A 17,865-nucleotide genomic window follows, 5' to 3' on the forward strand; every position below is an offset into this window, starting at 1 on the left:
CCAAAATAAGAAAATAGTTTCGGCATACATTGCATTTTTTCGGCATACATTGCAAAATAGGCTAAATATCTATTTGAATTTAAATAGAAAATTCTCACCAAGAAAAACGAGTAATTTTTATGCAAAAAAGTGCAATTTACCCTCCAATTTATGTGCTTGGCAACGGGCAGCTCGGCAGAATGCTCCGTTACGCTGGCGCGCCGTTAGATATTCAGGTTCAGCCCCTGGCTTTTGATGATCCGGTCATTGAATTAGAACGCGACTGCTTAATTACCGCTGAAATTGAACGCTGGGCGGATACCCCGCTTACCACCTTGCTCAGTCATCACCAAAATTTCGTCAATCTCTCGGTATTCGGGCGTTTAGCCGATCGCTATACCCAAAAAGCATTGCTTGACCAGCTTGGGTTGGCGACTTCGCCGTGGCAATTAGTTGAAAGCCCAAATCAGTGGCAGCAGATTTTTGACAATATCGGTGAAAAAGTGGTGGTAAAACGCCGTACCGGCGGCTATGACGGGCGGGGGCAATGGATCATCACTCAAGATAATATTGCCCAAATTACCCCCGATCTGTTCGGCGACGTGATTTCGGAAAAATTTATTCCGTTTGACGCTGAAGTATCATTGGTCGGCACACGCTTCCGCAACGGTGAAACCCGTTTTTACCCTGTTACCCATAATTTGCAACAAAACGGCATTTTACGTTACAGTGTAATGGATATTACACTTCCTCACCAACGTGAATTTCAACAGCAGGCGGAAAAAATGCTCGCCGCCATTATGCAAGAATTGGAATATGTCGGCGTAATGGCAATGGAATGCTTTGTGGTGGGTGATAAATTGCTGATTAACGAACTTGCCCCACGGGTACACAATAGCGGACATTGGACGCAACTGGGTTGCACTATCAGCCAGTTTGAATTACATCTGCGGGCATTACTGGATCTGCCGGCTCCCCCACTCACTCCGATCGCCCCTAGCGTAATGGTGAATTTAATCGGCATTGAGCATAATCCGGCGTGGTTAAATACCCCTTTCAGCCAGCTCCATTGGTATGGAAAGGAAGTTCGAGCAGGCAGAAAACTCGGTCATATCAACTTATGTCATCAGGATAAAACCGTGCTGATTAATGCACTCCGCCAACTTAGCCCGCATCTTAGCCACGATTTCCAGAGCGGTTTAGATTGGGCGATCAATAAACTGATTTAAAAAATAATCCCCCCTCAATTTGAGGGGATTTTTCCTAAATTGGCGACTCTCTGCCTTACGCCAAGTTTCTATACAAAAATAAGGGGAACGCAATGCAGTTCCCCTCTGTTTATTTAGCCTTAAAAGAGATCAAATGGCATAGCCTAGTGCATAAAACGCCACTAATACAATCGCAATAATTACCGTCCCGACGTTTAATTGCTTAAATTCACCGGCAATAACACGCCCAATTACTAAACTGGCAAATCCCAGCATAATGCCCGTAACAATATTCGCCGTCAGAACGATAAATACGGCGCAAATTAAGCCTGCCATTGCCCCGACAAAATCATCAAAATCCAATTTTGCCACATTACTCAACATCAGTAAGCCTACATACATTAATGCTGGTGCGGTGGCATAGTTTGGTACTAAAAAAGCCAGCGGTTGAAAAAAGAGCATCAACAGAAAAAGTACGCCGACCACAATTGCCGTTAAGCCAGTTTTGCCGCCAACTGCCGTGCCCGCAGCCGACTCAATATACACTGCCGCCGGCGCTGTGCCGAACAAACCGGAAAAAATGCTACTGAGGGAATCGGATGTCAGTGCCTTATCACCATTGATGATCTGCCCGTCTTTATCCAATAATTCCGCCTGACCCGCAACGGCACGAATTGTACCGGTCGCATCAAAAATCGCCGTCATCACCAAGGCAAATACTACAGGTAAAATAGCGGTATTGAGTGCACCGATAATATCCAAATTCAAGAATTGGCTCTGTTCACCAAAGGAGGGCAATTTAAACATCTGCCCGTTAAAGCGGACATTTGGGTCAAACAGCAAGCCAATCATCGTGATAGCAATAATCACCCAAAGGATTGCACCTTTGATTTTGAGACGCTCTAGCCCAATAATCGCCGCTAAGCCTAACAGCGACATTACCACCGGAAAGGCGGTGAAATCGCCCATTTTAACGGGTAAGCCGGCTTGATTACCGACCACCAACCCAACACCGTTCGCCGCAATCAACAACAAAAACAGCCCGATACCAATCCCTGCCCCGTGCGCAATGCTGGCAGGCAGGTTACGCAAAATCCAGCTACGGATACCGGTAATTGAAACAAGGGTAAACACAACCCCCATTAGGAAGATTGCGCCAAGAGCTATCGGTACGCTTATGCCTTGCCCTAAGACTAAACTAAATGCGGTAAACGCCGTAAGGGAAATGGCGCAACCGATCGCCATTGGCACGTTCGCCCAAAGCCCGATCAAAATAGAGCCCAATCCTGCCACCAAGCAGGTTGCAATAAATACGGATTCTGCCGGAAAACCGGCTTCCTTAAGCATATTTGGCACAACAATGACCGAATACACCATCGCCAAAAACGTCGTCAAACCGGCAATGATTTCTTGGCGAAGGTTTGAACCACGTTGTTGCAGTTGAAAATAAGATAACACAGACATAAAAGCCCCTTAATAATAAATAAGGGGCTTATTTTAGCTTAACCGTCAAGGCTTACGCAAACGATTGCCAATCTATTCTTGCCAATCCGTTGGCTAAATCCGCAATCAGATCGTCCACCGCTTCTAAGCCGATATGCACTCGGATCAACGTACCCCTTAACCGGCGAGCCACCGCCGGACGAATACGGGCGATCTCGCTCGGCTGATTGGCTAAAATCAACGATTCAAACCCGCCCCAAGAATACGCCATTGTAAAAAGTTCAAAATGATCTAAGAACGCCGCTAATTCCGCTTCGCCCAAGGTTTTGCAAAGTTCAAAGGAAAACAGACCGCTTGATCCGAGAAAATCCCGTTCAAACACGAAATGCCCCGGGCAGCTCGGCAGTGCCGGGTGATAAACCGCTTTGACTTCGGGACGCTCGGCAAGCCATTGGGCAACCTTTAAGGCACTCTCTTGGTGCTGCTGAAGGCGTACGGCTAATGTCCGCAAGCCACGAGCAGCCAAATAAGCGGTGTCCGCATCGACCATCTGCCCCATTAGGTAAGAGTGTTCCCGCAGTTGATCCCAGCAACGGGCATTAGACACTGCCGTACCAATCATTGCATCGGAATGCCCGACTAAATATTTCGTTCCTGCTTGAATGGAAATATCAATACCGAACTTAAGCGCAGGAAACAAAACCCCGCCGCTCCACGTATTATCAATCATAATCACAATATCGGGGTTAATCGCCCGTGCGGTTCGCACTAACATCGGAATATCCGGCACTTCCATTGTTAAAGAACTCGGAGATTCCAAAAATAAGACCTTCGTCTGCGGGGTAATCAAGCCGGAAAGCGCCGGTTGGTCGATCATCGGATCATAAAAGGTCGTTTCCACCCCCAATTTCTTCAAAATGACATTGCAAAATTCTTGGCTTGGCTCGTATGCCGAACCGCTCATTAGAATATGATCGCCTTGTTCAACGAAAGCGAGAATCGCATTACTCACCGCTGCCGCTCCGCACGGATAGAGATAACAGCCCGCACCGTTTTCCAATTCGCACATTGCATCTTGCAGTGCAAAATGCGTTAGCGTGCCACGTCTGCCATAAAACAGAGCCTGTTTAGCCCGGTTGCGGGTTGCATTTTTTTTCTCTGCTACACTCGAAAACACTAGCGAAGACGCCCGTTGAATGACGCTGTTTACTGCGCCTTGAGTATAGCGTGGGTTGCGTCCGGCGTGGATAAGTTTGGTTTGAAGTGTGTGATGTTGTGTCATTCTATGTTCCTTAACTTACAAGGGGGGCGATAAAAGCGATATTTTGCAAACCTCGCCTTTTACCACTTTTTCTGTTTCGGTTTGACAAATTCAACCCCGTGATCTTTATAATGAATATGTTCTAATTGCAATAAATAACGCTTATTCGGCAAACCGCCGCCAAAGCCGGTCAGACTTTGATTTTTGCCTAGCACACGGTGGCACGGGATCAAAATCGAAATCGGATTACGACCAACCGCCCCGCCAACCGCACGCATTGCATTCGGCTTACCAAGCCGATGGGCAATTTCGCCGTAACTGGTTGTTTCCCCATAGGGAATTTGGCGAAGCTGCTGCCAAACCGCTTGCTGAAAAGGCGTGCCTTGCGGGGCGAGAAAATCCAATTCTGCGAAATCGACAACTTCAGCGGCGAAATACCGATCTAAAACCGCTGCGGTTTTGTCAAAAATAGCTTGGATCTGACCGCTTGCCTGTGTTGCCGTTTGAAAGCGATCCAGTGCAGTAGTCAGTTGTTCTTGCTCAAATTCAATGTAGGTTAAGCCGACATCTTGGGCAAGCAACAACAATTTGCCCACGGGGGAAGTGTAATATTGATAATAGGTTGGAGGTTGCATTTTGACCCTCAAAAAGAAAAAGGCGTGTTTCAGTTTACACGCCTTTGCTTTTAAATAAAAGTCTTAGAATTTGTAGGATAAGCCTGCGAAATAGACGATTGGGTCAAGTTTAATATCCACTTGATGTTGTCCGCCCAACGCATTGAAAGTCGCTTTAGTTTTAATACGGGTGTACCAAAGTGCTGTATTAAGAGAAACATTGTCGCTTAATTTAATATCAATACCCGCATTTACCACTGGTCCGAACGAGTGTTTTTTCACTTTTAAATCTGTAATTGCCGGATTTAACGATTTGGCATTAAAGAAACGGGTATAGTTTAAACCTGCACCAATATAAGGACGAGCGCCTGCATTTTTATCTAAGAAATAATATTGTGCATACAAGCTTGGCGGCAAATGTTTCACTTTTACCACATCGCCTAATGCTGTATTTAATGCCGGAATAGAAGCGCGCACTTTATGCGAAAATGGCGTAGCACCTAGTAATTCGACCCCGATATTATCGGTAAGCATATAAGTTGCGGTTAAACCGACTTGTGCATTATCATTAACTTCTAAGTTAATTTTAGTTGGTGTTTTGGTTTCAGAGCTTGAATTTGCATTTACAAACACGCCACCCACACGGAAAATGGCACTGCCTGCTTCGTGTGCCATTGCTGAACCTGCTAATAATACACTCCCTAAAAGAACGGCTAACGCTGATTTTTTCATTTGAAGATCCTTAGTTTAATTGACCAATAAAGTAAGCAACAAAATGTTACTAAACGGTAAACATTGTAAGGATAAATACACGCATTGAGTTTGATAAATATCAATATTTAGACATTTTATTCACATCAATCGCATTTTTTGATTTTCTTTATTTTATGAAATTTGATCTAGCACAAAACCACCCTCATCTACCGATACAATAGCCTGCCATTAACACAAAACGCCCGATTTTCATCGGGCGTCTACAGGTATAGTTTAAAGTAATCCGGCTTTTTCTAATTGTGCCGTAATCAATGGCTGATATTGTTCGGATAAAACCGTCAGCGGCAAACGCAAGCTCGGTTCACTGATTAACCCCATTTTATACGCCGCCCATTTCACCGGCATCGGGTTACCTTCGACAAACAGATTTGTATGTAGCCCCATTAAGCGTTGGTTAATCTTTTCCGCTTCCTCAAATTGCCCTGCTAACGCTAATTCGCACATTTTTGCCATATCCGCAGCCGCAAGATTATTGGTAACGGAAATCACCCCTTGACCGCCAAGTTTCATTGATTCCAAACCGGTAGAATCATCGCCGCTCAAGAAAATAAAGTCCTCGCCCGCATATTGCTTAATCAACGGTAGGCGGCTTAAATCCCCCGTTGCCTCTTTAATCGCAACAATGTTTGGAATTTCTGCCAAGCGTCCGACAGTTTCCGGTTTCAAATCGCTGCCAGTGCGGCTAGGTACGTTATACAGAATTTGCGGTAGGTCGGTACATTCTGCAATCTCCTTATAATGCTGGTACATTCCTTCTTGAGTCGGCTTATTGTAGTAGGGCACAACACTTAAACAGCCCGCTACGCCGCTATCGGAGAGTAGTTTAGTCATTATAATGGCTTCACTGGTCGCATTCGAGCCGGTACCGGCAATAATCGGGATACGCCCTGCGGCAAATTCCACGGTCTTTCGGATCACTTTAACATTTTCATCAATACTTAGAGTGGTGGACTCGCCTGTCGTGCCCACTGACACAATCGCGTGCGTGCCGGCATTGATATGAAATTCCACCAATTTTTGAATTTCATCAAAGTTGATTTCGCCGTTTTTCATCGGCGTAATCAACGCCACAATACTGCCTGAAAAGAAGGGTTTTCTCATTATCATCTCCTGTATATCTCAATTTTTGGATAGCTTGCAAAAATCCCCATCAATATGCAAGGACTTTCGCACCCTTTTGCAAAGTTTTTGCCACAACCGACCGCTTACATCAGCCTTCAATACCTTTCTGATAGCCCATCAATAATAAGGTACGCCATTTATCCTGACCTTGCTCGTCTTTCCCCATATTCGCGAGATTAGGGAAACGTCCCCAACATTCAAAGCCGTGCTTTTTCATTAAACGGTAGCTGACTTGATTCAGCTCAAATACATAGGCTGTCAGCACATTGATGCCGTGTGCCAGCATTATGTCCTGCATAAATTGTACTATTTTTGAACCGTAGCCTTTACCTTTTGCCCGTTCGTCTAAATAGAGGCTGATCTCCGAACTATGAGCAAAGCCCGCTCGATCATAAAACGGCGAGAAACTGAACCAGCCGACCACATCACCATTTTCTACAACTACCCAAAGCGGATATTTCTCACTATTAAGATGAAAATCAAACCACTCTCGGCGGCTCTCTCGGGTGGCAAATGTCAAATCACCGGTGGTCTGATGTGTCGGAATCGCTTGGTTATAAATCGCTAAAATCGCATCGAAATCCGCTTCGATCGCTTTTCGAATCGCCATTGCTTACCCTAACTTCAATAAATCCTTTAACGTTTGTGCAATGCTCTCTTCATTATTAGACCCTATCGTCATTTTTGCACTTTGTTGCACCTCGTCCTCTGAACCGCCCATTGCAATCCCCATTCCGACCAACTCTAACATACTCATATCATTAAAGTTATCACCGAAAGCAATCACATTTTGAGGGTCAATCCCTTCTAATTTCAACAGCTCCGCCAAACATTGTCCTTTACTGTTTCCTTGAGCGGTAATATCGACCCGATCAACCCAAGACCATTCCGCACTAAATTGTTCAGGCGGTAAATTATCGACAAATTTTTGCATTTTTTCTAGATCGGGATCGCTAATCAGCACTTTCCAAATGGTCATCCCTTCATCAATAAATTGCTGGTAATTTTCAACTTGGCGAACATCGGGGCGTACTGCTTCATCGCAGCGATTAACCCAATTTAGGAACTTGGTGAAATGTGCATTCAGCACTTCGTAAGTCATTGCATCACGGATATACACGGAGACGTGAATGCCTTGTGCCTTTGCAGAATCAATTAAATGCTGTGCTTGTATCTGGGTGAGTGGGCGGGAAAAAAGCACTTTATCCTGTTGAAAATCATAAAGATAGGTACCGTTACAGCAAATCACCGGCGTATCTAAGCCAAGTTCGGCATAGTAAGGACGGACTGCCGTATGATGGCGCCCCGTAACAATAAATACTTTTAATCCCTGCTGGCAGGCTTCTCGGATCGCTTGTTTGCTGGCCTCAAGGATTGTACCTTGACTGGATAAGAGCGTGCCGTCTAAATCGAATGCGATAGCTTGGTAGGACATTTTATACTCCATCACGAAAAAAGAAAGGGCGAATTAATCGCCCTTTCTATTCTACTACGCAAAACAGATTAAATCAGTAAATTATTTACCTGTATTGTACGCAGGTGTTTGGTAAAGCGGAGCCGGACCGTTAGGACCTGCCACATTACCGCCTTCGCTTTGTTTCAATACGCCGCCGTTAGCAAAAATTTCAACACGACGGTTAGGGCGTAAACAATCACGCAATGCTTGACCGGATTCACCATCACACGCTTTTACTTGGTTCGCTTTACCGTAACCGACCGCTTCCATTTGCGCTGTAACACCTTGTTGTGCTAAACGGGCTTTCACCATATTGGCACGACGTTGTGATAAATCTAAGTTATAGTTCACCGAGCCTAAACGGTCTGTGTAGCCGGCAATCTTCACTTGTTGCGCACCGGACGCTTTTAATTGCGCCGCAACGTTATCCACCACTTCTTTACCTTTCGCTGTTAATACGTCTTTATCGAAATCGAATAAGAAGTCGCCACTTAAGTTAAATGATGAATTACCGTTACACCCGTTCGGATACCAGAAGAAGCTCTGCGCATTCATATTTTTATCAAATAAAATTTTGAATTGGCAAATTTTATGTACGCCGTTTTCACGGTAGTTGAATGCATAGTCCCATTCACGCACAGCATATAAACCTTCTTCAAAATGCGGACGACCAATTAGGTTATACAATTGATCTTTATTCATACCACGTTCGATCTGGCGAACGTTTTCCCAATTTGGCCAAGAACCGAATTGTGAACCGTCGTGGTTAAATTCAGATTCGGAAATTTTTGGGAATACCGGATTTTCTGTTGTACCTTCATCAGATACCTTGCTTAAGTTACCACAAGCTGCTACAGCAAGCGCAACACTCGATAAAAGTAAACCACGAAAAACAGTTGTTTTATTCATCTTTAATGTCCTTCAATTGAGTTTTTAGACTAAAAACCGATTAAAAATAGATGGGCAATATAGCCAATACGGCATATACGGTTTTTTATTATACAATAAAAAATTTTTACATTCTAATAATAAATGCAATTACCCTACTAAATATTCAATTAACAGTTGGATAGTTCGATTTCCCCTAAAGTTATTGATATCCAAACGATAAACTAATTTCGCCTGTTTAATCGATAAATCGGGAAATAAACGCAGATCCACATTGAACCAAATAGCATCAAGCAGCATTCCTTGCGGGTGCTCCACCAATAACTTCAGGTGCTTACCGGACAAGAGCTTTTGTTGCAAAATCTTAAACTCGCCTTCAAAGGTTGGTTCTGCAAAATTTTGCCCCCAAGGCCCCGCTTGTCGCAGGAGTTCGGCGGTCTCTAAATTCAGTTCTTCGCCGCTTAATTCGCCGTCAGTGTAAATGATCCCTTGTAATTGCTCCGGTCCGACCTGTTCGTTAATCGTCTCGTCAAATAACCGTTGGAAGCGTTGAAAATTATCTTGATGAATTGTCAGCCCCGCCGCCATTGCGTGTCCGCCAAATTTCACGATCAAATCGGGATACGTTGTATCCAGCCTTTCCAGTACATCTCGCATATGCAAACCAGCTATCGAACGGGCAGAGCCTTTCAGAAATTCGCTCTCCTCGCTCTCTTGAGCAAAGGCAATCACGGGACGATGAAATTGATCCTTAATCCGAGAAGCTAAAATCCCGATGACCCCCTGATGCCAGTCGGCTTGATATAACACGATACCGTGCGCCTGTGAGTGTTGGTTTAAGCTCGGCAATTTGGCACAAATGGCGAGCGCCTCGGCTTTCATTTCCTGCTCAAAGGCTTTTCGGGTGCAGTTTAAATCGTCCAGCTCTAAGGCTAATTGACGGGCAACGGCGAGATTATCACAAATCAATAACTCGACCCCCAATGCCATATTTTCCAAACGCCCTGCCGCATTGAGCCGAGGTGCAACTGCAAAGCCAAGATCGCTGGCAAGCAGATTAGCAAGTTCCCGTTTGGATACCTCAACCAGCGCTTGAATTCCTACCCGGCAAGCACCCGCCCGGATACGGTTTAGCCCCTGATGCACTAAAATACGGTTGTTATGGTCGAGTGCAACTACGTCCGCTACCGTGCCAAGCGCCACTAAATCCAATAATTCGGCGATATTCGGTTCTTTGCCCTTAAACAGCCCTTGCTCACGAAAAGCCGCTCGCAATGCCATCATCACGTAAAATATGACTCCCACACCGGCAAGGGATTTGGACGGAAAACCGCACTGAGTCAGGTTCGGATTAACAATTGCATCGGCATTCGGCAGCTCGTCCGAGGGTAAATGATGGTCGGTAACTAACACTTTAATCCCTTCGGCTTTTAAACGATCAATCCCCTCAAAAGAAGATGTCCCGTTATCCACGGTTAATACCAGATCCGCCCCTTTCGCCAAGACGGTTTCCGCCACACTCAGACTTAACCCGTAACCCTGTGAAAAGCGATCGGGGATCAAATAATCGACATTTTGAAACCCAAATTGACGTAATGCCAATATCGCCAACGCGGTACTGGTTGCACCGTCCGCATCAAAATCCCCGACAATCACGATCCGATCTTGACGATGGTAACTCTCGACAAGCAAATGGGTCGCCGTATCAATATGGGCTAACTGTTTCGGGTGATGCAAACCGCTCAGAGAAAGTTCAAGCTGTGCGGGGGACGAAATACCTCGTCCTTGATAAATGCGGTTCAACAACGGATTTTCCGACAATCTGGCGGACGAAACTAAAGGGCGGCGTTTGATTACTTTATTCACGACATTATGGATTATATGGTACAAATGAAAGGAACAAGCGGTCGAAAATTGTCAAATCTTTGCAACAACCGACCGCTTGCAAAAGCAAACTTAGTCGTTTAATGCGGCTAACAGTTGTTTCGGTTCAAGATAACCGGCGATAAGCTCACCACTTTGAGTAACGATGTTCGGCGTGCCGGTTACCCCAAATTTAATCCCGAGTTCATAATGTTTTTTCACGATATTCGGCGTTTTCACCTCTTTCGGTAAATTGCCGTTTTCTGCTTCGTTTAAGGCAAATACTGTGTCTTTCGCCGTCCAAATGGCTTCCATTTGCTTCGCTGTTTGGGTATTCATTCCGCCACGCGGGAAAGCCAAATAGCGAATCGTAATACCGAGATCATTATATTCTTTCAATTTTGTGTGCAATAAATGGCAATAATGGCAGGTAATATCCATAAACACGGTAACAACGTGCTTTTCATTTTTAGCCGGATAGACAATCATCTCATTGCTTAAAGCATTTAACTCCGCCAGTAACGCACGGTTGGTAATATCCACCGCTTTACCATTTTTCAATTCATAAACTTGCCCTTGGATCACATAGCGGCCGTCTTGGCTAATTTGCACCACGCCTTGATCCGAAACGGCGGTTTTAAAACCGGGTAGAACGGAATCACTCATTTTGACATTGGTTGCGCCCATTCCTTCTAATGTTTTCTGTAATGACGCATCGTCCGCCAGTGCCGATAAACTTAATAGGGAAAGAGCGGTAAAAGTTGCTAACTGTTTTTTCATAAAAACCTCTTGGTTAAAGTTTGAGTTTTGCTTCAATATTTTTGGCTTTGGCTAAGAATGCTTTACGTTCATTACCCTGCATTCCCGAGCCGGTTCCCGGCAATTTAACCGACATTGGATTGACGGGATTGCCGTTAATGTGAAATTCATAGTGGAGGTGAGCACCGGTTGAACGCCCCGTATTGCCCGATAGAGCGATGCGATCGCCTTTTTTCACACTCTGCCCGATACACACAAGGGATTTGCTCAAGTGCATATAGACCGTTGTATATTGCCCGCCGTGGCGAATTTTAATGTAACGCCCCGCCCCGTTTGCTTGGTAGGCAACGTGTTCAACCACACCGTCTGCCGGTGCAATCACCAGTGTGCCTGTCGGCACGGCAAAATCCACCCCTTTATGCGGTGCAACACGGCGGGTAACCGGGTGCAGACGGCGAGGGTTAAAGGAGGAAGAGACTCTCGGTGTAAATTGCAGCGGGTAACGGGCAAAGCCTTTGCCTAAGGTTTCACCGTGGCGGCTATAATAGCGACCGTTATCCGCTTGAATCGCATAATAACTTTTATTGCCACTGATGATGTGAATAGCTTCCACATTGCCTAGCCCTGTAATCTTGCCGTTGATGTACTCTCGTTTGACCAAAATGGCAAATTTATCCCCTTTTTTCAATTTATTCGTGGCAATTTGCCACTGTAAACCGCTGGCAAGCTGGCTAATTTGTCGTTGGGAGAGACCGACCGCTTTCAAGCTGGCATTAAAATTACCGTTGAGTGTTCCTTTCACTACATCTTGTTTCCAAACACCTTGTTTTTCAATGGTTCTGACCGCAAATTGATTTTTGGCTTTGCGTTCCAGAATTTTTTCTTCTTTTTCCGAGACCAACCAGTTAAGGTACTCTAACTCGCCCTGATTATCCAAAATCCAGTAGAATTGTTGCCCTGCCTGTAAATGGGTTAATTGCGGTAAACGACGTTCTAAGGCTTTTGCTGTTGCAGCCCCCAGCCCCGATTGTTCAAGCACGTCTTTGAGCTTATCGCCCCGAGTAACCGTATAACTGAATTGTTTTTTGATGCGCATCGCCTGATCCGCCACATTCAAAAAATCATCTAACGCATTTTCCGCTTCCGCCGATAATGTTTCCGTTGCATCAGGTTCAATCGCATCTTCAATAATTTCATCACCTTGCGGCGTCTCTACAACCTCAACTTCGTCATCTTGTTCGGTTAAATCATCTTCATAAGAGGTTGCATTGGCATCTTCTTGTACCAAAGAATGTTCGTCTTCGTTATCCGCCTCATTGATCTCAATATCAATATAAGTCGGTTCACCGTGATCAATTGCCGCTAACCCGTTATCTTTCTCCGGTTGGGCAGGTTCGGCATTCTCTTGAAGATCTTTAGACGCTTCGCTATCCTCCGCTACGCTTTTTTCGCTGGTCTGTTCCTGCTTTACAACCAGCGCAATCGTGTTTTGGGGATCACTATCAGGTGTCTGATTTTTAATGGTCAGCACAATGCCGATAAAAATGGAGAATAACGCCATTAAAAAAATCAGCCCCTTGAGGCGATTTTTCTTTTTCCGGCGATCTCTGGCAAAAATAACGTGTCGCAAAATATTATCCTAATCTCTTTTTTTCTCATTCAATTCTTGTAGCGTGGTTGGATAGACACATAAACCGTTAAAAAATTCCGACTGTCTTTCTTGTCAAACCCGCCAAAATCCGCTAATTTTAGCACGATTAACCCTAAAAATTTTACTAGAATGCAGATTAAGCAAATCAAACCTCTTTCTTCGCACACCAATGCGACCCCGCTCGTCCGTTTAGACAATATCAACGTGATATTCGGTGAACAACCGGTGCTGCAAAATATTGATTTGAAGATTTACCCTAACAGTATTACCACCATCGTTGGGCCAAACGGTGGCGGCAAATCGACCTTACTTAAAGTGCTACTGAAACTGCTCCCGCCGACTAGCGGCAAAGTCATTCACCAGTCGGGATTACACATTGGCTATGTGCCGCAAAAATTACAATTAGAGCAGGCTATCCCAATCACAGTGGCAAAATTTCTGTCGCTGAAACCGAATGTTAAGCCTGCTCACATTGATGAAGCCTTAGCATTATTTTCTATTACACATCTGAAAGCAAACAGTATGCAAAAGCTCTCCGGCGGCGAGCTCCAACGAGTGTTACTCGCCCGTGCCATTTTAGCAAAACCGCAACTGCTTGTTTTAGATGAACCAATGCAGGGTGTGGATATTACAGGGCAAACGGAACTCTATCAACTCCTAAATAAAACACGCCACTGGCTAAATTGCGCCATTCTAATGGTTTCCCACGACTTAAATATCGTAATGGCAAATACGGACGAAGTCTTGTGCGTCAATCGGCATATCTGCTGCGCCGGCACGCCGGAAACGATCTCGGCAGATCCGCATTTTATCCGTTTATTTGGCGACCAATTTGCTAAAAATGTAGCGTTTTATACGCATAACCATAATCACCACCACGACTTGCACGGTAATGTCTGCTGTGGTAACTGTCAACATTAGTTTTTAGGCTTATTATGTTTGAAATTCTGCTTCCCGCTTGGCTGGCGGGCATATTATTAACCTTGATTACCGCACCGCTGGGGGCATTTGTCGTTTGGCGTAAAATGGCGTATTTTGGTGATACCCTATCCCATTCCGCACTACTGGGGGTGGCACTCGGACTTTTCCTACATCTTGATCCTTACCTTGCAGTCATCGCAATGACGCTTATCCTCGCCATTGCGCTCGTTTGGTTGGAACAACACGCCAATCAATCCCTTGATACGTTACTCGGCATTATCGCCCATAGCAGCCTGTCCCTTGGGGTTATCACCATTAGTTTACTGGATAATGTACGAGTCGATTTAATGTCCTACTTATTCGGCGACTTACTGGCGATCAATTTTCACGATGTCGTCTTTATCGCCATTGGCGTAGTGATTATTGCCGGCCTCTTGGCAATATTTTGGCAAAAACTGCTCTGCATTACCGTTAGCCCCGAACTGGCACACATTGAGGGACTGAAGGTTGCACGCCTACGTTTGCTGCTAATGTTGCTCACCGCTTTAACCATTGCGCTCAGTATGAAATTTGTCGGCGCATTGATCATCACTTCGCTGTTAGTTATCCCGTCCGCCGCTGCCAGACGTTTTGCTAAAACGCCGGAGCAAATGGTACTTTACGCCGTTCTGTTTAGCTGTTTATCTATTAGCGGCGGGCTGATATTATCCGCTTTCCAAGACACGCCGGCAGGCCCTTCCGTAGTGGTTTGTGCCGCCTTACTGTTTTTCCTGTCATTATGCAAAAAAGAATATAATTAAGATCAATAAAATCTAAATTAGGCTCTTGAATTTTTTGCAAATTTTCGCTTAAATCACACCGCTTGCTGTTTAGGTAAGCGGTGTGATTTTCTCTACAACTACAATAAGAAGTCTATTATGTGTCAATTATTAGGAATGAATTGTAATACGCCGACGGATATTACCTTTTCCTTTGAAGGATTTCGGCGGCGGGCCGGCTTAACCGACCACCATACCGATGGATTCGGTATTGCGTTTTTTGAGGGTAAGGGTGTACGCATTTTTCGGGATAACCGCCCCGGTGCGTCTTCTCCGATGGCAGATCTCGTCAATCAATACCGTATCAAGTCCTACAATGTGATCGCCCATATCCGCAAGGCAACAAAAGGCGATGTTAATCTGGAAAATACACACCCTTTTATCCGTGAAATCTGGGGGGAGAATTGGGTATTTGCCCATAATGGCACGGTTGAAGTCAGCGTCTGCCCGAATAATCATTACCAGCCTATCGGCACAACGGACTCCGAAGCGGCTTTCTGTTGTATGGTCGCGAAGCTGAAAGAGCGTTTCCCTCAAAAGCCGTCCGAACAGGCACTATTTGATGCAGTGATGGAAATCACCAACGAAATCGCAGCGCACGGGGTATTTAATTTTATTTTGTCTAACGGACATTGGATGATCGCCCGTTGCTCAACCAATTTGCATTATGTCTGTCGCAAAGCCCCTTTTGGCAAAGCCTTGCGTGATGACGATGTGCTGATCGATTTCAGCCAATACACGACGGAATCGGACAAAGTTACAATCATTACCACCCAACCGCTCACCAAAAACGAAAATTGGGTCAAAATGAAAAACGGCGGCTTCGTCTTTTTTAAAGATGGCGATACCTTATTTGAAGTGGAAGGTACACTGCCGGAATGTCAACCCCACGTTTAACCGCTCAAAACCAAGGACGCGTAATGCGTCCTTGGTAAGCGGTCAGTTATAGGTTGATTTTTACAAATCTTATTTGCCTTTTTTCGATGCGTGTTCTGCCATTTTACGGCGAATTTCACGTCTCTCTTTGGATAAATCCGCATTGCGAATCATATAATCGTCCACACGGTTTTCGTAGTCATCACGCATATTGGCAATAATCGCACGAATTTCATCTACCGTCATAGCATCTGTAATATATTGATTGAGGTTATCCAGCAATAAAATCCGTTTTTGGTTATCCCGAATTTTTCGATCATTATCCGCTGTTTCTCTCAACAATTTGTTTTTTAAGCGATAAAGATGCACATAATCCAACATATCTTTGAATGATTGTTTTTTAGCCGTATCCATATTCTATCCTCAAATTGGTTATCGTAACTTGCTCAATGCTAGACGTTTTCGCCCCTAACGTCAAAAGGTTTATGCACAAATTTTCAGACAAATTGCGACAAATCAAGTCTAGGCAACCCTTGCACTAAAATAACACTGTTATTCGTGGAATAAGGTATGGTAAAATTAACCAATTCAGCCGATGTAATTTCAATCAGGGAGATCTCAATGACGAGCGCAAATAAACGTTCCGTACCAACACTTTTTGCTTCTAAAAACGATATTTATAGCCATCAAGTCCGCATTGTATTAGCCGAAAAGGGGGTTGCGTATGAAATTGAAAATATTTTACCCGATGTAATTTCCGAAGATTTAATGGAAGTGAATCCACGTGGCACTATTCCAACACTGGTGGATCGCGATTTAATTCTCACTAATGCACGCATTATTATGGAATATTTGGACGAGAGATTCCCTCACCCGCCACTAATGCCTGTTTATCCGGTTTTGAGAGCCCAGTGCCGCCTAAATATGCACCGCATTCAAAATGATTGGTTCACTTTAATTGATCTTATTGACCGAGATCCGACCACTGCTGAAGCCAAAAAAGCCCTTAACCAACTACGAGAAGAAATTTTATCTCTTGGCCCTGTTTTTGCCGATAAAGACTACTTCCTGAGTGATGATTTTAGCTTAGTCGATTGTTACGTTGCTCCGTTACTTTGGAAATTGCACAATTTAGGCGTTGAATTTACCGGCGCAGGCAGCAAAGCGGTTAAAACCTATATGAACCGTGTATTCAATCGGGATAGCTTCAAACAATCTGTCGGCGGCAGCGCTCCGACACACTTAATGGACGACAAAGACTAATGAAACCGTTACGCCCCTATCTTTATCACGCTTATTACCAATGGATTATTGATAACGATAATACCCCTTACTTGCTTGTCAATGCGGACTATCCTGATGTTGACGTACCGCAAGAGTATATTCGAGATGGAAAGATCATTCTAAATATCTCTCCTCGCTCTATTGGGCAATATGTGGTGAATGATGACTATATTAGCTTTGAAGCCCGCTTTAACGGAATGCTCCGCCAAATTTATATTCCGTTTGGGGCAACCGAAGCGATCTACGCCCAAGAAAGCGGCGACGGGGTAATGTTCCAAGACGAATCTTATTACCAAGAGGCAGCTTCCCGTTCAGTTGCCACCTCAATAAAAGAGCCGAAAAAACGCAGCGGTCGTCTTCAATTAGTTAAATAACCCGTTAGCCTATCACTCCTGATAGGCTTTTTTATATTTAAGAAATGTCTAAAATTTCCAAAAAGAAATTTTTTTTTCAAAAAATATAAAAATTTTTTCACTCCATTTGAACTTTATGCGTAAACGCCAGTCTGATAAGACGCTAGATGCTTAATTTAAAGTAGCAAGTTTTTTTCGTTTCCTTTTAGGTAAGACCTCCGCCCACTCTCGCTTTTTGATTGTGGGCTTTTTTTAGCTTGAACAAATCCAACAGCTTACTGCAAATAAACGTAAAATATAGCTAAACCTAGCCAGCCTAACACTGAGGTAATCACCGCAAAATGAAACTGCCAGTGCTTCGTCTTATGCCTAATATATTTCATTCCAAGATAGATCCCGATAAATCCGCCACAGGCACAAATAAACAATAAATTCGATTCCGGAATACGCCAATGCTTTTTCAGAGATTTCTGCTTATCAACATACATTAAATAAAGACCAAGCAGGTTTATCCCTAACAAATAGCCACACACAAAAATTAACATTCATTTTTCCTAAAAAAAGAAACCCCGAGTAAATCGGGGTTTACAAAAAA

19 protein-coding genes are annotated in these 17,865 nt (G+C 44.3%); 6 read left to right on the top strand and 13 right to left on the bottom strand.

Features of this window, described 5'->3' with window-relative positions:
- Window positions 1–119 precede the first annotated feature (119 nt).
- The gene (gene purK / locus E4T80_RS09230; RefSeq protein WP_135057673.1) at window positions 120–1,208 is read left to right on the top strand and encodes a 5-(carboxyamino)imidazole ribonucleotide synthase; all 1,089 of its coding nucleotides are present in this window, start codon (window positions 120–122) and stop codon (window positions 1,206–1,208) included.
- 129 nt (window positions 1,209–1,337) lie between these two features.
- On the opposite strand, the gene E4T80_RS09235 is transcribed toward purK, so the two are convergent.
- The 11 genes from E4T80_RS09235 to mepM all read right to left on the bottom strand — a co-directional run bounded on the left by E4T80_RS09235 (window position 1,338) and on the right by mepM (window position 12,928).
- Window positions 1,338–2,651 (bottom strand): NCS2 family permease, encoded by a 1,314-nt coding sequence (locus E4T80_RS09235; RefSeq protein WP_135057676.1) that lies wholly within the window; start codon window positions 2,649–2,651, stop codon window positions 1,338–1,340.
- Between the two features lie 52 nt (window positions 2,652–2,703).
- Complete coding sequence (metC, locus tag E4T80_RS09240; protein WP_135057679.1) at window positions 2,704–3,912, bottom strand: cystathionine beta-lyase; 1,209 nt, start codon at window positions 3,910–3,912, stop codon at window positions 2,704–2,706.
- Between the two features lie 59 nt (window positions 3,913–3,971).
- Complete coding sequence (locus tag E4T80_RS09245; RefSeq protein WP_135057682.1) at window positions 3,972–4,526, bottom strand: methylated-DNA--[protein]-cysteine S-methyltransferase; 555 nt, start codon at window positions 4,524–4,526, stop codon at window positions 3,972–3,974.
- A 63-nt stretch (window positions 4,527–4,589) separates the two neighbouring features.
- Complete coding sequence (locus E4T80_RS09250) at window positions 4,590–5,237, bottom strand: OmpW/AlkL family protein (RefSeq protein WP_135057685.1); 648 nt, start codon at window positions 5,235–5,237, stop codon at window positions 4,590–4,592.
- A gap of 255 nt (window positions 5,238–5,492) precedes the next feature.
- The gene (gene dapA, locus E4T80_RS09255) at window positions 5,493–6,386 is read right to left on the bottom strand and encodes a 4-hydroxy-tetrahydrodipicolinate synthase (protein ID WP_135057688.1); all 894 of its coding nucleotides are present in this window, start codon (window positions 6,384–6,386) and stop codon (window positions 5,493–5,495) included.
- Window positions 6,387–6,489: 103 nt separating this feature from the next.
- Window positions 6,490–7,011 (bottom strand): GNAT family N-acetyltransferase, encoded by a 522-nt coding sequence (locus E4T80_RS09260; protein WP_135057691.1) that lies wholly within the window; start codon window positions 7,009–7,011, stop codon window positions 6,490–6,492.
- Between the two features lie 3 nt (window positions 7,012–7,014).
- On the bottom strand, window positions 7,015–7,836 hold the full coding sequence (locus E4T80_RS09265) for a pyridoxal phosphatase (protein WP_135057694.1): 822 nt from the start codon (window positions 7,834–7,836) through the stop codon (window positions 7,015–7,017).
- Between the two features lie 81 nt (window positions 7,837–7,917).
- Window positions 7,918–8,766 carry an OmpA family protein gene (locus E4T80_RS09270; protein WP_135057696.1) on the bottom strand — a complete coding sequence of 283 codons (849 nt, stop codon included), beginning with the start codon at window positions 8,764–8,766 and terminating at the stop codon, window positions 7,918–7,920.
- A 129-nt stretch (window positions 8,767–8,895) separates the two neighbouring features.
- Window positions 8,896–10,611 (bottom strand): single-stranded-DNA-specific exonuclease RecJ, encoded by a 1,716-nt coding sequence (gene recJ / locus E4T80_RS09275; protein WP_135057699.1) that lies wholly within the window; start codon window positions 10,609–10,611, stop codon window positions 8,896–8,898.
- 90 nt (window positions 10,612–10,701) lie between these two features.
- Entirely contained in the window at window positions 10,702–11,388 is a 687-nt protein-coding gene (gene dsbC / locus E4T80_RS09280) for a bifunctional protein-disulfide isomerase/oxidoreductase DsbC (protein ID WP_135057701.1), read from the bottom strand.
- A gap of 13 nt (window positions 11,389–11,401) precedes the next feature.
- On the bottom strand, window positions 11,402–12,928 hold the full coding sequence (gene mepM / locus E4T80_RS09285; RefSeq protein WP_135057779.1) for a murein DD-endopeptidase MepM: 1,527 nt from the start codon (window positions 12,926–12,928) through the stop codon (window positions 11,402–11,404).
- Window positions 12,929–13,147: 219 nt separating this feature from the next.
- On the opposite strand from mepM, the gene znuC reads away from it, so the two are divergent.
- The 3 genes from znuC (at window position 13,148) to E4T80_RS09300 (ending at window position 15,654) form a co-directional block, all read left to right on the top strand.
- A complete protein-coding gene (znuC, locus tag E4T80_RS09290; protein WP_135057704.1) occupies window positions 13,148–13,939 on the top strand; it encodes a zinc ABC transporter ATP-binding protein ZnuC in 792 nt (263 codons plus the stop codon).
- A gap of 14 nt (window positions 13,940–13,953) precedes the next feature.
- Window positions 13,954–14,739 (top strand): zinc ABC transporter permease subunit ZnuB, encoded by a 786-nt coding sequence (znuB, locus tag E4T80_RS09295; RefSeq protein ID WP_135057707.1) that lies wholly within the window; start codon window positions 13,954–13,956, stop codon window positions 14,737–14,739.
- A gap of 117 nt (window positions 14,740–14,856) precedes the next feature.
- Window positions 14,857–15,654 carry a class II glutamine amidotransferase gene (locus tag E4T80_RS09300; RefSeq protein WP_047976618.1) on the top strand — a complete coding sequence of 266 codons (798 nt, stop codon included), beginning with the start codon at window positions 14,857–14,859 and terminating at the stop codon, window positions 15,652–15,654.
- A gap of 69 nt (window positions 15,655–15,723) precedes the next feature.
- On the opposite strand, the gene E4T80_RS09305 is transcribed toward E4T80_RS09300, so the two are convergent.
- Window positions 15,724–16,047 (bottom strand): DUF496 family protein, encoded by a 324-nt coding sequence (locus E4T80_RS09305; RefSeq protein ID WP_047976619.1) that lies wholly within the window; start codon window positions 16,045–16,047, stop codon window positions 15,724–15,726.
- A 207-nt stretch (window positions 16,048–16,254) separates the two neighbouring features.
- Here E4T80_RS09305 and E4T80_RS09310 point away from each other — a divergent pair, with 207 nt between their 5' ends.
- On the top strand, window positions 16,255–16,896 hold the full coding sequence (locus tag E4T80_RS09310) for a glutathione S-transferase N-terminal domain-containing protein (protein WP_047976620.1): 642 nt from the start codon (window positions 16,255–16,257) through the stop codon (window positions 16,894–16,896).
- On the top strand, window positions 16,896–17,291 hold the full coding sequence (locus E4T80_RS09315; RefSeq protein ID WP_135057710.1) for a ClpXP protease specificity-enhancing factor: 396 nt from the start codon (window positions 16,896–16,898) through the stop codon (window positions 17,289–17,291). Before E4T80_RS09310 ends, E4T80_RS09315 begins: the two co-directional genes overlap by 1 nt.
- 254 nt (window positions 17,292–17,545) lie before the next feature.
- Here E4T80_RS09315 and E4T80_RS09320 read toward each other — a convergent pair whose 3' ends face one another.
- Window positions 17,546–17,815, bottom strand: a complete 270-nt coding sequence (locus E4T80_RS09320) for a DUF1294 domain-containing protein (protein ID WP_135057713.1) — start codon at window positions 17,813–17,815, stop codon at window positions 17,546–17,548.
- Window positions 17,816–17,865: the final 50 nt, after the last annotated feature.

Source organism: Muribacter muris (assembly GCF_004569585.1).
GTDB lineage: Bacteria > Pseudomonadota > Gammaproteobacteria > Enterobacterales > Pasteurellaceae > Muribacter > Muribacter muris.

Coding starts and splice junctions, on each gene's coding strand:
- purK (WP_135057673.1), top strand. CDS start 120: ATGCAAAAAAGTGCAATTTACCCTCCAATTTATGTGCTTGGCAACGGG.
- E4T80_RS09235 (WP_135057676.1), bottom strand. CDS start 2,651: ATGTCTGTGTTATCTTATTTTCAACTGCAACAACGTGGTTCAAACCTT.
- metC (WP_135057679.1), bottom strand. CDS start 3,912: ATGACACAACATCACACACTTCAAACCAAACTTATCCACGCCGGACGC.
- E4T80_RS09245 (WP_135057682.1), bottom strand. CDS start 4,526: ATGCAACCTCCAACCTATTATCAATATTACACTTCCCCCGTGGGCAAA.
- E4T80_RS09250 (WP_135057685.1), bottom strand. CDS start 5,237: ATGAAAAAATCAGCGTTAGCCGTTCTTTTAGGGAGTGTATTATTAGCA.
- dapA (WP_135057688.1), bottom strand. CDS start 6,386: ATGATAATGAGAAAACCCTTCTTTTCAGGCAGTATTGTGGCGTTGATT.
- E4T80_RS09260 (WP_135057691.1), bottom strand. CDS start 7,011: ATGGCGATTCGAAAAGCGATCGAAGCGGATTTCGATGCGATTTTAGCG.
- E4T80_RS09265 (WP_135057694.1), bottom strand. CDS start 7,836: ATGTCCTACCAAGCTATCGCATTCGATTTAGACGGCACGCTCTTATCC.
- E4T80_RS09270 (WP_135057696.1), bottom strand. CDS start 8,766: ATGAATAAAACAACTGTTTTTCGTGGTTTACTTTTATCGAGTGTTGCG.
- dsbC (WP_135057701.1), bottom strand. CDS start 11,388: ATGAAAAAACAGTTAGCAACTTTTACCGCTCTTTCCCTATTAAGTTTA.
- mepM (WP_135057779.1), bottom strand. CDS start 12,928: ATGGCGTTATTCTCCATTTTTATCGGCATTGTGCTGACCATTAAAAAT.
- znuC (WP_135057704.1), top strand. CDS start 13,148: ATGCAGATTAAGCAAATCAAACCTCTTTCTTCGCACACCAATGCGACC.
- znuB (WP_135057707.1), top strand. CDS start 13,954: ATGTTTGAAATTCTGCTTCCCGCTTGGCTGGCGGGCATATTATTAACC.
- E4T80_RS09300 (WP_047976618.1), top strand. CDS start 14,857: ATGTGTCAATTATTAGGAATGAATTGTAATACGCCGACGGATATTACC.
- E4T80_RS09305 (WP_047976619.1), bottom strand. CDS start 16,047: ATGGATACGGCTAAAAAACAATCATTCAAAGATATGTTGGATTATGTG.
- E4T80_RS09310 (WP_047976620.1), top strand. CDS start 16,255: ATGACGAGCGCAAATAAACGTTCCGTACCAACACTTTTTGCTTCTAAA.
- E4T80_RS09315 (WP_135057710.1), top strand. CDS start 16,896: ATGAAACCGTTACGCCCCTATCTTTATCACGCTTATTACCAATGGATT.
- E4T80_RS09320 (WP_135057713.1), bottom strand. CDS start 17,815: ATGTTAATTTTTGTGTGTGGCTATTTGTTAGGGATAAACCTGCTTGGT.